Here is a 13,289-nt window from a genome sequence, read left to right as displayed (position 1 = left end):
GCAGGTGGCCGGCGTTGCCGCCGATGTCTGCGGCCCGGCGAGCCGGACATGACTACGCTGACCGCATGGCCGACACCCCGTCCGGCGGTTCCCTGCCGCCGTCGCCGCCCGTGCCCGCCGCGCCGCCCGGTGGGAACGGGGCACCTGGAGTGCCCCGTCGTCGGCTGGGTTGGCGCCGCGCCCTGGTGCTGAGCGGGGCGATCCTGCTGATCGCGGCCTGTGCGATCTTCATGCTCTTCACGCTCGGCACCAACCTCGGTACGGAGGCGCTGCTGATCGGTGCCGCCGCCGCGATCCTGCCGGTTCCGGTGCTGGTGGCCTGCTTCCTCTGGCTGGACCGGTACGAACCGGAGCCGCTCAAATACCTGATCTTCTGCTTCGGCTGGGGTGCCTTCGTCTCCACCGCGGCATCCCTGCTGGTCAACGAGACCGCCGCCGGGTGGTTCGAGGATCAGGGCCTGCCCGTCGCGCTCACTGCCGTGCTGGTCGCCCCCTTCATCGAGGAGCTGACCAAGGCGATCGCCCCGATCCTGCTGCTGGTGTTCCGGCGTCGGGAGTGGTCCGGCATCACCGACGGCCTGGTCTACTGCGGGTTGTCCGCGATCGGCTTCGCGATGGTGGAGAACATCCTCTACCTCGGTGGGCACGGGTACGCCTCGGGTGCGGAGCAGTACGGCCCGGCCACCGGGGCGCAGCAGGTGATCGCCATCTTCATCGTCCGGATCCTGCTGTTCGGGTTCGCCCATCCCCTGTTCACCGCGATGACCGGTATCGGGCTCGGCATCGCCGCGCGGACGGCGGACCGTCGGGTCCGGGTGTTCGCACCGATCGCCGGTCTGCTGCTGGCGATGATGCTGCACGGGGCGTGGAACCTGATCCCGACGCTCACCCAGGCCACCGGCCAGGTGCTGATCTCGCTCTTCGGCTTCGTCGGCGTGATGGTGCCGATCTTCTTCGGCATGGTCGGCCTGGCGGTGTGGCTACGGGCCTGGGAGGGTCGCCTCACCGAGCGGATCCTGCCTGACTACGTACGCGCCGGTTGGCTCACGCCACCGGAGGTGGCGGCGCTGAGCAGTCTCGGTCGCCGGCACGCGGCCCGGGCCTGGGCCCGGCGGGTGGCCGGCGACGCCGGTCTGCGCGCCATGCGCGGCTACCAGTTCGCGGCGACCCGGTTGGCGCTGCTGCGCGACGGCTCCCTGCGCGGACTGGACCGTCGACCCGTCGACCGGGAGCGGACGGCGCGGGAGGAACGGGAGCTGCTGGACTCGATAAGCGTCTACCGGTCGTTCTTCGTGGGACGGGACCCGCAGACACCTGTCGGCGTCTGGGACGGTCACCGTTACCATCTGCGCTTTCCGGACGGATCGAAGCGTACGGTGGACGCGCCGGAGGATCCGGTGGTCCCGATCCCGGTGGTGCTCGCCGCGCCCCCGCCGCCTGCGCCCTACCCGGGTCACCACCCTCCGCCGGGCTGGTACGGACCGCGCCCGGTGACACCCTGGCCACCGCACCGCTGACCGGTCCGTCGAGGCTGCCGGTCGACTCGGCGCGTGGTCAGGTCATCAGGCTGGTGAGGAAGTCCCCGAACCCCTGGGCCATCATCACCAGGGCGCCGCCGATCGCCTTGAACATCTGCGCCGCGCCCTCGGGGCGGAACGCCATGAAGTAGATCAGGAACGCGAGGCTTCCCCAGGCCAGCACCTTCTTCACGAATACCGGCATCGTCCCTCCCCAGGGCCGGTGGTGCGGCTGGCTTCCCGCCGGGGAGCGTGGCAAACGACGCGGACCGTGTCGGTGCGGTACCGGGGAGGCTCAGAGGTAGAGCCCGGTGGCGTCTTCCTCGACTCGTTCGGCGGCCACCGCGTGCACGTCGCGCTCGCGCAACAACACGTAGCCGCGCCCGTGCAACTCGACCTCGGAACGGTCGTCGGGGTCGAAGAGCACCCGGTCGCCGGAGACGATGGAGCGGACGTTGGGCCCCACGCCCACGGCGGTGGCCCAGGCCAGTCGCTTGCCCACGGCTGCGGTGGCCGGGATCACGATGCCGGCGGTGGAGCGGCGCTCCCCCTCGCTGCCCTCCATGCGCACCAGGACCCGGTCATGCAGCAGCCGGATGGGGAGGCCGGAGTCGAGGTTGTGGTCGGCTGTCACGTCGCAGACGCTACCGTGTCGTTTCCGGCAAGCCGCCGGTGGTCTGCGATTCACCGGACCGTCAGCGGGGCAATGTGTGGTGGAAACCTGACCTACTGTCGAGTCGCCGGGCGTATCCTGTCCGCCCTGGCGCCGTGCACGGGCCGAATCCTGCCGGGAGGTGCGCTTGAGCCGATTCGAGCGGTTACGTGGACGGTTGCGCCGCGCGTACGAGTCGGGCCGGGACACGGTCCGCGCCGCCCGCAGCACGCCGCCCGATGTGCCCACGCCGGCCCGGGCGGCCTCGCCGTCGGAACCGGGGCCGGTGGCACCGCCGGCCGCCACCGTGGTCGGCGCGGAGCCACCGTCCCCGGCCCTGCACCACTCCACCTCCAGTCGCGACGACGCGGACGTGCCGCACGCGCTGCGCATCGCCGCCGCCTGGTCGTGGCGGCTGATCGTCGTCGGCGTGGTGTTCTGGGCGCTGGTGAAGCTGGTCAGCACCATCAGCATCGTGATCATTCCGCTCGCGGTGGCGATGCTGCTCTCGGCGTTGCTGGCACCGGCGGTGGGTTGGCTGCTGCGGGCCCGGCTGCCGAAGTCGCTGGCGACCGCGGTGGTGCTGGTCGCCGGGCTCGCCGCGGTGGTCGGCACGCTGACCCTGGTGGTCAACGAGTTCATCAAGGGTGTGCCGGAGTTGGCCGCGAAGTCGAGCCAGGGCCTGCAACAGATCCAGGACTGGTTGAAGACCGGGCCGCTGCACCTGTCGGACAACGACCTCGACCGCTATCTCGAAGAGGCCCAACAGTGGGTCAACAACAACACCGAGCAGTTCACCAGCGGCGCGCTCTCCACCGCGACGACGCTGGCAGAGGTGCTGACCGGCACGATCCTGGTGCTGTTCGCGGCGTTCTTCTTCCTGCGTGACGGCAACATGATCTGGCGCTTCGTGGTCCGGCTGCTGCCGGTCGCCGCCCGTTGGAAGGTCGACGACGCGGGGCGCGCCTCCTGGGCCACCCTGGTCGCCTACGTCCGGGCGACGGTGCTTGTCGCCTTCATCGACGCCGTGGGAATCGGCATCTTCCTGGTCATCTTCGACATCCCGTTCGCCTTCCCGCTGGCCGCCCTGGTGTTCCTCGGTGCGTTCATCCCGATCATCGGCGCGACGCTCTCCGGCGGCGTGGCGGTGCTCGTCGCTCTCGTCGACAGCGGGCCGGTCACCGCGCTGATCATCCTCGGTGTGGTGATCGGGGTGCAGCAGATCGAGGGGCACATCCTCCAGCCGTTGATCATGGGCCGGGCGGTGGCCATCCACCCGCTCGCGGTGATCATCGGGCTGGCCGCCGGTGTGGTGCTCGCCGGGATCACCGGAGCGCTGGTCGCGGTCCCGCTGATCGCGGTACTCAACACCGCGGTACGTCGGCTCGCCGCCCGTACCGTCCCCGACACCCCGCCCGACGCGGTCGTCGTCGCCTCCCGCGCACCCTGACCGCGCTGGTCGGTCAGCTGTCGGCCAGCCGGGTCAGCGCACCCCGGACCACTTCCCGGCGGGTGGTGTACCAGAACGGCGGCAGCGACCGGCGCAGGAACGGGCCGTAGCCCCGGGCGGTTTCCAGCCGCGAGTCGAGCACGGCCACCACGCCACGGTCGCCGGAGGCGCGAATCAGCCGCCCGACGCCCTGCGCCAGCCGGACCGCGGCGATTGGCACGCTGACCGCGGCGAACCCGGACCCACCCTGCGCGTCCACCGCCGCCGCCCGGGCCGCGGCCAGCGGCTCGTCGGGCCGGGGAAACGGCAGCCGGTCGATCACGACGAGCTGGCACGAGTCACCTGGCACGTCCACGCCCTGCCACAGGGACATCACCCCGAACAGGCAGCTCGACCGTTCCTCCCGGAAGCGGCGGACCAGCAGCGGCAGGGCCTCCTCACCCTGCAACAGCACGGGCAGGTCGGTGCGGGCCCGCAGCAGCTCCGCGGCCTGGGTGGCGGCCCGCCGGGAGGAGAACAACCCGAGCGTACGACCACCCAGCGCGGTGACCAGTTCGAGCAACTCCTCCCCGGCGGCGTCGGGCAGCCCGGAGACGCTGGGGCGGGGCAGGTGCGCGGCCACGTAGAGGATCCCCTGACGGGGGTAGTCGAACGGAGAGCCGACGTCCAGCGAACGCCAGCCCGGCCCCGAGTCGGCGTACTGGTTGGGGGAGTCCTTGGCGCTGCCGCCGGCGGTCGGTGCGGTGCCGCCCGGTCGTACGGTCGAGGCGGCGAGCGCCTCGGCGGCCGGCGACGGCGGGCCGGGCGGTGGCGCTTCGAGGCCCAGCGCCCGGGCCACTGTGTCGAAGCGCCCGCCCAGTGCGAGCGTCGCCGAGGTGGCCACCACCGTGCGCTCGTCGTACAGGTGGGTGGCGAGCGTACCGGCGACCGACAGCGGTGCCACCACCAGCGCCCGGCGGCCGGTGTTGTCGTTGCGTTCCACCCAGGCGACGTCGTGCTCCGCCTCCTCCAGCAGCCGCTGGGCGGTGGTGGACATCTCGTCGAGGACGGCTTTGGCCTGCTGTTTGCGGACCGGGTCCGGGTCGTCGGCCTTGATGTCGCCGATGGCGTCCAGGGCGGCCCGGGTCGCGGCGTCCAGCAACGTGCACGCCTCCCGCAACGGGCCCGGGAGGCCGCTGGTGATCCGTCCGGCCGGGGCCTCGGCCAGCCCGATCGCGAGAGCGTCACCGGCCTCGGTCAGCATCTCGGCCGTCTCCGGACGCAGCAACGGGCGGGCCCGCCGGGCAGAGCGGTCGATGAGATCCGGGGTCAGTTCCGCCTGCGCCGCCGAGGAGACCCGATCGGCCAGTTCGTGCGCCTCGTCGACGACCAGCAGCCGGTGCGGCGGGACGATGTGTCGTCCGGCGAGCATGTCGACCGCGAGCAGACTGTGGTTGGTCACCACGATGTCGGCCTCCCGGGCCCGGGCGCGGGATGCCTCCGCGAAGCACTCCGCACCGTACGGGCAGCGGGCCGCGCCGACGCACTCGCGGGCCGGCATCGAGGCCAGCCGCCAGGCCTGGTCGTCGACGCCCGGGTCGAGTTCGTCCCGGTCGCCGGTGTCGGTCTCCAACGCCCAGTCCCGCAGGCGTTGGATCTGCTTGCCGAGGCGGCCCGCCTCACCGAGCCAGCGGGCGCCGCCACCGGGCCGCTCGGCCGGAGCGTCGAAGAGGGTGTCCGCCGGCTCGTCCTCGGTCGAGTTGTCCAGGCGGGCCAGGCAGAGGTAGTGGTGACGGCCCTTGAGCACGGCGTACGTCGGGCGTCGTCCCAGCAGCGGCTCGACCGCGTCGGCGAGCCGGGGCAGATCGTGCTCGACCAGCTGGGACTGCAACGCCAGGGTGGCGGTGGAGATCACCACCGGGCCGTCGACGGTGAGCGCGGGAGCGAGATAGGCAAGCGACTTGCCGGTGCCGGTGCCGGCCTGCACCAGCAGGTGCTCACCGGAGGCCACGCACTCCTCGATCGCCGTGGCCATCTGCTGCTGACCCGGACGAGCGCTGCCACCGGGCACCGCACCGACCGCGGCGGCCAACAACTCGGCCCCACCCGGGCGATCACCGGACCGACGGGCCCTGCTGCGGGTCGAGGCGGAGCCGGTGGCGGTGCGGGGCGGGGTCACCGTGGCACGGTACCCGCCGGGACCGACGCGGGCGGTACCGATCGGACCGTGTTGCGGTTCACGCAGCGGATACCGCCCTTGCGTCCGGTAACTTCCCGACGGCGCGGCGTGGGCGTAATCGGTTAGGGTGCGACTCATGCCGAGCGACGTGGTCCGAGTGATCTACCGCAAGTACGACGGCAGCGCCCACCGGGACTATCCGGCTCGCCGGCTGGCAGAGGACGACCTCGGCATCTGGCTCGGTGTGCCGGCCGGCACCAGCTCGGTATATCACGGTCGCCCCTCGGTGGAGCAGATCCCCTTCGTCCTGCTGGTGCCACACCAGGCCTGGTGGACGGGCATGTTCAACCCGCCGCCGCGGACCAGCGAGGTCTACTGCGACATCGCCACCCCGGCGCGCTGGGAGGGCGAGGAGACCGTACACCTGGTCGACCTGGACCTGGACGTGGTCCGCCGCCGGGAAACCGGCCTGGTCGAGTTGCGCGACGAGGACGAGTTCGCCGAGCACCGGGCCCGGTTCGGCTACCCGGACGATCTGGTGGTCGAGGCGGAGGCGGCGTCCCGCTGGCTGCTCACCGCGCTGGGCGATGGCACGGAGCCGTTCGCCACCTCGTACCGTAAGTGGCTCGCCCTGGTGGTCTGACCTGGCGAAGGTCCTGGTCAGGCCGGGGCCGACCCGCCGCGCATCTACCCGGACGCCGAGCGGACGCGCCGGCGACGGGTGATGATGCAGCGATGGAGCACGACGGCGTGAGACGTTCGACACCCTGCTCTCGGGGGATCCACCGCCCGGCTTCGACGTCGTGTGGGCGTGCGAAGGCGCGTTGTCGGGCGCGGTGGAAAGCGGTGAAGGTGAACGGAAGTTGAACGACCGGTGAATGACACCTGGCCAGGGGTGGGCCGCCGAATCGCCGGTCGAACCGTTCCCTAGCATTCCCTCAGCAGAGCGCCGGACAGCGCGCTGACACCCCTTCCGCCGACACGACGAGGTCCGTGCTGTGAAGTTTTCCTTCCGCCCCAACGAGGGCGCCTTCTACGAGCTCTTCACCAGGGCCGCGCAGAACCTGGTCCGGGGTACCGAGCTGCTCAACGAACTCGCCCTGCCCGACGTCGAGGTGCAGTCGGTCAGCGAGCGGCTCACCGAGGTCGAGCACGACAGCGACAAGATCACACACGAGCTGTACAAGAAGATCAACTCGACCTTCGTCACCCCGTTCGACCGGGAGGACATATACCGACTCGGCTCGCTGCTCGACGACGTGATGGACCACCTGGAGGCGGTGGGCAACCTGCTCTACCTCTACGGGCTGACCAAGCTGCCGTCGCTGCCGCGGGAGATGCACGAGTTGGTGCACGTGCTTGACCAGCAGGCGAAGCTGACCGCCGAGGCGATGCCCCGACTGAAGTCGATGAAGGATCTTGAGGATTACTGGATCGAGATCAACCGGCTGGAGAACGACGGCGACCAGGCGTACCGGATGCTGCTGGTGCGCCTCTTCTCCGGCGAGTACGACGCGTTGACCGTGCTGAAGATGAAGGAGGTCGCGGACGAGCTGGAGGCCGCCTGCGACTCCTTCGAGCACGTGGCCAACACCGTCGAGACCATCGCGGTCAAGGAGTCCTGATCCGGTGACTGTGACTCCCGAGCTCATCGCGGTGCTGGCGGTGATCGGGGTAGCCCTGGTGTTCGACTACACCAACGGCTTCCACGACGCTGCCAACGCCATCGCGACAAGCATCTCCACCCGGGCCCTGACGCCACGGGTGGCCCTGGGCATGGCGGCGATCGGCAACTTCATCGGCGCCCACTTCGGCGCCGAGGTGGCCAAGACCGTCGGCAGCGGCCTGGTCGAGTTGCCGACCGGGGTGTCCAGCCTCGGCATCGTCTTCGCCGGTGTGATCGGCGCGATCGTCTGGAATCTCATCACCTGGTACTTCGGGCTGCCCTCGTCGTCCTCGCACGCCCTGATCGGTGGTCTGGTCGGCTCGACCGTCGCGGCGTCCGGCACGGTGCTCTGGAAGGGCATCGGCGAGAGCGTGATCATCCCGATGATCCTGTCGCCGATGGTCGGTTTCATCCTCGGCTACATCGTGATGATCGGTGTGCAGTGGCTGTTCCGCAACGGGCACCCGGGCAAGCTGAACCGCGGTTTCCGGTGGGCCCAGACCGCCTCCGCGGCGGCCATGTCGGTCGGTCACGGCATGCAGGACGCGGCCAAGACCATCGGCATCGTGGTGCTGGCCCTCTTCGTCGGCGGCTACCAGAGCGACCCGACCCACATCCCGGAGTGGGCGTTCTGGACCTCGGCCGCCGTGCTGGCCGCCGGTACGTACGCCGGTGGTTGGCGGATCATCCGCACCCTCGGTCGCAAGATCATCGACCTGCGTCCGCCGGAGGGCTTCGCCGCCGAGACAGTGGCCAGCGGCGTTCTCTACTTCAACGCCCTCGTGCTCGGTGCCCCCATCTCGACCACCCACACGATCACCTCGGCGATCATGGGTGTGGGTGCCACCAAGCGGCTCTCCGCCGTCCGGTGGGGCGTGGCCGGCAACATCGTCGGCGCCTGGATCCTGACCTTCCCGGCCGCCGGCTCGATCGGTGCCCTGATGTACTTCCTGGTCCGCCCCCTGTTCAGCTGAGCGGTAAGGAAGGGCCCCCTGTTAACGCCTCGCGTAGTACAGGGGGCCCCTTTTAACACGCAGCACCTCAGAGGTACGAGACACCGATCTGCGCGCGGACCTCGTCGAGCAGCCCCATGATCTCCAGCGTGGCGGAGTGCGGCACCAGCGGACTCTCGGTCAGCCCCTCGGCCAGGCAACGTTGCACCTCGATGGCCTCGTACTGGTAACCCGAGCCGACCAGCTCGACGGTGAACGTCTCCGACTCGGCGCCCTCCCGGTGCAGGTGGAAGGCTTCCGGCCGGAAGAACGGCTCGGGCAGGTCGATCCGCCCGGCGGTGCCGGTGATCGACGCGGTGACGCCGGTGGCCCCGACCAGGCCGCAGCTCAGCGTGGCAATCGCGCCCGAGTCGTACCCGAGGACCAGGCCGGTGTTCTCATCCGTGCCTTCCGGACCCAGCTTCGCCCACGACCGCACGTGCTGCGGCACGCCCAACAGCAGGTGGGCCAGGCTCACCGGATAGATGCCGAGATCCAGCAGGGCGCCACCACCCAGCGTCCGGGCCCGCAGCCGATGCTCGGGCGGGAACGGACCGGCCAGGCCGAAGTCGGCCCGGACGCTGGTCACGGTCCCGATCGCGCCGTCCGCGATCAGCTCGCAGACCCGCAGGATGAGCGGGTTGCAGCGCATCCACATCGCTTCCATCAGGAAGACCCCGGCCGCGCGGGCGGTGTCGACAAGTTCGGTGCTGGTGGGCAGGTCGAGGGTGAACGGCTTCTCCAGCAGCACCGCCCGGCCGGCGGCCAGGCAGGTGCGGGCCGCCTCGTAGTGCGCGACGTGCGGGGTGGCCACGTAGACGACGTCCAGGTCGGTGTCGGCGGCCAGGTCCGCCCAGGAGGCGTACGCCCGGGCAGCGCCGTGCCGGTCGGCGAAGCGCTGCGCGCTCTCGGCGGTTCGTGAGCCGACCGCGACCAGCTCGGCCCCCGGCACCAGCCGGAGGTCCTCGGCGAAGCGGGCGGCGATGTGGCCGGTGGCCAGGATGCCCCAACGAGTCATGGCGTGACGCTACCGAAGATCACCACTGCGTCGTACGGCTGATCCACCCGTCGAGACCGCGACGAGCGCCCGGCTAGGCTGCTGGGCGATGACGACCGACCGTGGATACCCCGCCCCGCCTGCGTTGGTGGAGCACGCCCGCCGGTTCTGGACCAGTGGCGGTCAGCCGCCGGTACCCCGGGTGGCGGCCACCGTTCTGCTGCTGCGTCCGGCCCGGGAGGGCTACGAGGCGTACCTGATCCGTCGGGTCGCCGCGATGGCCTTCGGCGGCATGTACGCCTTTCCCGGCGGCGGGGTCGACCCCTCGGACTCCACCACCGGAGTCGACTGGGCGGGCCCGACGCCGGCGAGCTGGGGCGAGACCCTCGCCCTTGCCCCGGCCGCCGCACAGGCGGTTGTCTGCGCCGCGGCCCGCGAGGTCTTCGAGGAGGCCGGGGTGCTGCTCGCCGGGCCGGACGGGAGCCGGGTCGTCGGTGACGTCAGCGACGACAGTTGGGAACGCGCCCGCGCCGACCTGGAGCAGCGCCGTACCGGCTTCGCCGAACTGCTCGCCCGGCGCGGGCTCACCCTCCGATCGGACCTGCTGTTGCCGTGGAGCCGGTGGGTGACGCCGGAGTTCGAGCCGCGTCGGTTCGACACGTACTTCTTCGTGGCGCTGCTGCCCGAGGGGCAGCGGACCCGGGACGTCTCCGGGGAGGCCGACCACACGCTCTGGATCCGACCCGCCGACGCCTGCGCGCGTGCCGGGGCCGGTGAGCTGAGCATGCTCCCGCCCACCCTGGTCACGCTCGGCGAGGTGGCCGCCTGCCCGGACCTCGACGCGGTGGCGCGAGCCGCCTCGGCCCGGGACGCGGCCACGCCGATCACTCCCCGGCTGGACCTGTCCGACCCGGACGACCCCCGATTCCACCTGACCTGAGCCGGTGAGCCCTCAACCGAGCTGGTAGTTGACGTGGGCGGACCAGCGGGCGAAGCCGATCCGCTCGTAGAGCGCCACCGCCGCGGTGTTCGACTCGTCGACGTAGAGCATCACCCGGTCCAGGCCGCGCTGCTCCCGCAGGTACGTCAGCCCGGCCGTGGTCAGCGCGCGGCCGAGCCCGCCGCCGTGCGCGGACGGATCCACGCCCAGCACGTACACCTCACCGATGCGGGCCGAGCCAGGACGCTCGTGCACCTTCGTCCAGTGGAAACCGAGCAGCCGGCCGGTCGCCGACTCGACCGCGAGCAGGAAGCCGGCCGGGTCGAACCATGGCTCGGCGAGGCGTACCCGCAAATCGTCGGCGGTCCACCGGCCCTGCTCGGGGTGCTCGGCGAAGGCCCGGGCGTTGAGGGCCAGCCAGGCCTCGTCGTCGACGCCGGGACGGAACGCGCGCAGGGTCACCCCGTCGGGCAGGCGGGGTTCGGGCTGCGGGGAGGAGAGCGGCCGACGCAGTTGCCAGAGCACGCGCGCGCGACGGAAGTCGAGGTCGACGGCGAGTGCCGCGGCGGAGGGGTGGTCGCCGTGCGCCCACGCCCGCACTGGTCGGGCGGCGTTCGCCAGTACCTGCTGCGCCAGCGCCCGCCCGATGCCCCGTCGCCGGTACGCCGGATGCACCACGAGTCCTACCCCGACACCCGTGCCCGGGTCGGTGGTGTCGAGGTGCGCGTACCCGGTCAGCGTCTCGTCGGTGCCACGGGCGACGAGGTGGATCGCCGGGGCCCGCTCGTCGCGGAGTCGAAGCAGGATCTGCTCGTCCAGCGGGTCCGCGCCGTCGGTGTCGCCGGCCGCCCGGGCGAGGTCGACGACCTCGGCGATCTGTGCGGGATCGAGCCGGTCCAGCCGGCTCACCTGCGTACTGGTCATACCCGCGCTCCAGGGGCCTCGGTCTGCGTTCGCTCGCTCATCCCCGAAACGGTATCCGCACCCGGCAGGGTCCCTCACGTACCGTGCTTCGGCAGGGCCTGCAGGTCGAAGCGGGCGGTCAGGTCGGGCAGGATGCGGTAGAGCGCGTCGACGGTGCCCTGCCGGTCACCGCCCGCATCGTGCAGCAGCACGATCGATCCGGGGCGGGCCTCGGACAGCACTACCGAGGCGATTCGGGTGGCGCCGGGCGCCCGCCAGTCGGACGGGTCGAGTGTCCAGTGCAGAGGCGTCATGCCGAGGTCGCGGGAGACGGAGATGACCGGGTAGGTCCAGGCGCCGCCGGGCTGCCGGTACCAGGTGACGGGGGCGTCCGGCGCGGCGGCGTGGATCGCGGCGTTGGTACGCAGCAGGTCGTCGCGGATCCGATCCGGCGACCGGCCGCCCAGGCTCACGTCATGGTTCCAGCTGTGGTTGCACAGGGTGTGGCCCTCGTCGACGATCTGCTGGACGAGCCACGGGTAGGCCTGGGCGTTCTGCCCGACCACGCAGAAGGTGGCGGTGACGTGGTACTCCCGCAGGATGGCGAGGATCTGCGGGGTGTAGTCCGGGTTCGGGCCGTCGTCGAAGGTGAGCGCCACCTCGTTGGTGCCGGTGCTCAGCCGGGTGCCCATCGGGCCGAAGTTCGGGTCCGTCCCGTCCGACGGGCTCGGCGGGTTCGACGGGCTGGCGGACGGGTGACCGGGGTCGGCCTCGGCGGACTGGTCGGCGTATTCGGGGTGGTCAGCGCCGGTGGCGGTGACCGCCGAGTCGTGGCGCGGTGGATCGGGGACCAGGCTCCGGCCGAGCAGGTACGCCGAGCCGAGCACCGCCGTCACGACGAGCGTGATGATCCCGAGCACTCGGCCCGTGCCCCCGTGATAACCGCGCACCGCTGCCCCTCCCGCTGGCCAACTTGGCAGTCACCATATGACTGCCAAGCCGCCCAAAAGGGGCATATGCGAAATTAGCCCTCGACGGTGAGGGGCCGTGCAGCGAGCGACGCCGACTCGACGGCGTCGGAGAGCGAGTTGCGCGAGGACGGCACGACGAACTTGTAGCCGACCTGCCGCACCGTGCCGATCATCGACTCGTACTCCGAGCCGAGCTTGGCCCGCAGCCGCCGGACGTGCACGTCGACGGTCCGGGTGCCACCGAAGTAGTCGTACCCCCAGACCTCGCGCAGCAGCTGGTCGCGGGTGAAGACCCGGCCCGGGTGCTGGGCGAGGAACTTGAGCAGCTCGAACTCCTTGTAGGTCAGGTCGAGCGGGCGACCCTTGAGCTTCGCGGCGTAGGTGTCCGGATCGATCATCAGCTCGCCGGCCCGGATGGAACCACCGACACCGGCCGTCGCGTTGCTGAGCCGACCGACCGCGAGCCGCAGCCGGGCCTCGACCTCGGCCGGGCCGGCGGAGGCGAGGATGACGTCATCCACTCCCCAGTCGGCGTTCAGGGCGATCAGGCCGGCCTCGGTCACCACCGCGACAAGCGGTACGCCGAGCCCCGTCGCGTGCAACATCCGGCAGGTCGCCCGCGCCTCGCTCAACTCGGAGCGGGCGTCGACCAGGACGGCGTCCGGGCTCGGCCCGGCGACCAGGGTGCGAACGTCGCGCGGTGCGGTGCGTACCGAGTGCGGCAGCAGGTCCAGTGCCGGCAGCACTGCAGATGGTTCGCCGGCTCGTGCGGTCACCAGCAGCAGGATCTCCACGATCACCTCCGTCCCGGCGGCCCCGTGCGGCCGCGCGCGACCAGCGGCACTCCTTGGCGGATATGGCGCTGGGAACATCCGTGGGTCCCGGCGTCGCTGACGGGCGGGTTTCGGCATGAGCGTAACCGATCGACTGCGCCGAGCCCGGGCGTGATTTCCCGTTTGCCCCATCTGCCCTCGATCGCGGCTCAGGTTTTAACCTGGCGGAAACGCTGGCACCCGCGATCTGCGGTCGGTCTGGCACCATCG

At 71.3% G+C, this 13,289-nt stretch carries 13 protein-coding genes; 6 read left to right on the top strand and 7 right to left on the bottom strand.

Going from position 1 to position 13,289, the window contains the following annotated elements:
- Positions 1-23 precede the first annotated feature (23 nt).
- A complete protein-coding gene (locus EG812_RS09260) occupies positions 24-1,517 on the top strand; it encodes a PrsW family intramembrane metalloprotease (protein WP_126711462.1) in 1,494 nt (497 codons plus the stop codon).
- Between the two features lie 37 nt (positions 1,518-1,554).
- Here the strand turns inward: EG812_RS09260 and EG812_RS29270 are convergent, their stop codons facing one another.
- Together EG812_RS29270 and EG812_RS09255 are read right to left on the bottom strand one after the other, a co-directional pair.
- Positions 1,555-1,722, bottom strand: a complete 168-nt coding sequence (locus tag EG812_RS29270; protein WP_013736159.1) for a hypothetical protein — start codon at positions 1,720-1,722, stop codon at positions 1,555-1,557.
- 90 nt (positions 1,723-1,812) lie between these two features.
- A complete protein-coding gene (locus EG812_RS09255) occupies positions 1,813-2,151 on the bottom strand; it encodes a GroES family chaperonin (protein ID WP_013736158.1) in 339 nt (112 codons plus the stop codon).
- A gap of 160 nt (positions 2,152-2,311) precedes the next feature.
- On the opposite strand from EG812_RS09255, the gene EG812_RS09250 reads away from it, so the two are divergent.
- Positions 2,312-3,619, top strand: a complete 1,308-nt coding sequence (locus EG812_RS09250) for an AI-2E family transporter (protein ID WP_353505299.1) — start codon at positions 2,312-2,314, stop codon at positions 3,617-3,619.
- A 13-nt stretch (positions 3,620-3,632) separates the two neighbouring features.
- Here the strand turns inward: EG812_RS09250 and EG812_RS09245 are convergent, their stop codons facing one another.
- Positions 3,633-5,777 (bottom strand): ATP-dependent DNA helicase, encoded by a 2,145-nt coding sequence (locus tag EG812_RS09245; RefSeq protein ID WP_043725882.1) that lies wholly within the window; start codon positions 5,775-5,777, stop codon positions 3,633-3,635.
- A 136-nt stretch (positions 5,778-5,913) separates the two neighbouring features.
- Between EG812_RS09245 and EG812_RS09240 the strand changes: the two genes are divergently transcribed.
- From EG812_RS09240 to EG812_RS09230, 3 genes are all read left to right on the top strand, one after another.
- Positions 5,914-6,420 (top strand): DUF402 domain-containing protein, encoded by a 507-nt coding sequence (locus EG812_RS09240; protein ID WP_013736155.1) that lies wholly within the window; start codon positions 5,914-5,916, stop codon positions 6,418-6,420.
- Between the two features lie 355 nt (positions 6,421-6,775).
- Positions 6,776-7,402, top strand: coding sequence for a DUF47 domain-containing protein (locus tag EG812_RS09235; protein ID WP_013736154.1), 627 nt, complete (start codon positions 6,776-6,778; stop codon positions 7,400-7,402).
- Between the two features lie 10 nt (positions 7,403-7,412).
- A complete protein-coding gene (locus EG812_RS09230; protein ID WP_013736153.1) occupies positions 7,413-8,417 on the top strand; it encodes an inorganic phosphate transporter in 1,005 nt (334 codons plus the stop codon).
- 67 nt (positions 8,418-8,484) lie between these two features.
- Here EG812_RS09230 and EG812_RS09225 read toward each other — a convergent pair whose 3' ends face one another.
- Entirely contained in the window at positions 8,485-9,453 is a 969-nt protein-coding gene (locus EG812_RS09225) for a Gfo/Idh/MocA family protein (RefSeq protein WP_126711324.1), read from the bottom strand.
- Between the two features lie 88 nt (positions 9,454-9,541).
- Here EG812_RS09225 and EG812_RS09220 point away from each other — a divergent pair, with 88 nt between their 5' ends.
- The gene (locus EG812_RS09220; protein ID WP_126711323.1) at positions 9,542-10,372 is read left to right on the top strand and encodes an NUDIX hydrolase; all 831 of its coding nucleotides are present in this window, start codon (positions 9,542-9,544) and stop codon (positions 10,370-10,372) included.
- 12 nt (positions 10,373-10,384) lie between these two features.
- Here EG812_RS09220 and mshD read toward each other — a convergent pair whose 3' ends face one another.
- The 3 genes from mshD to EG812_RS09205 all read right to left on the bottom strand — a co-directional run bounded on the left by mshD (position 10,385) and on the right by EG812_RS09205 (position 13,040).
- On the bottom strand, positions 10,385-11,296 hold the full coding sequence (gene mshD / locus EG812_RS09215) for a mycothiol synthase (RefSeq protein ID WP_013736150.1): 912 nt from the start codon (positions 11,294-11,296) through the stop codon (positions 10,385-10,387).
- 74 nt (positions 11,297-11,370) lie between these two features.
- Positions 11,371-12,195: a polysaccharide deacetylase family protein gene (locus EG812_RS09210; RefSeq protein ID WP_013736149.1), complete on the bottom strand. Its 825-nt coding sequence runs from the start codon at positions 12,193-12,195 to the stop codon at positions 11,371-11,373.
- A gap of 104 nt (positions 12,196-12,299) precedes the next feature.
- Positions 12,300-13,040 carry a winged helix-turn-helix transcriptional regulator gene (locus tag EG812_RS09205; protein ID WP_043725879.1) on the bottom strand — a complete coding sequence of 247 codons (741 nt, stop codon included), beginning with the start codon at positions 13,038-13,040 and terminating at the stop codon, positions 12,300-12,302.
- Positions 13,041-13,289 lie beyond the last annotated feature (249 nt).

This window comes from Verrucosispora sp. FIM060022, from assembly GCF_003977705.1.
Classification (GTDB): Bacteria; Actinomycetota; Actinomycetes; order Mycobacteriales; family Micromonosporaceae; genus Micromonospora; species Micromonospora gifhornensis.
Note: the sequence above shows the minus strand (reverse complement) of the source record. Positions and strands in the feature narration are given on the sequence as shown.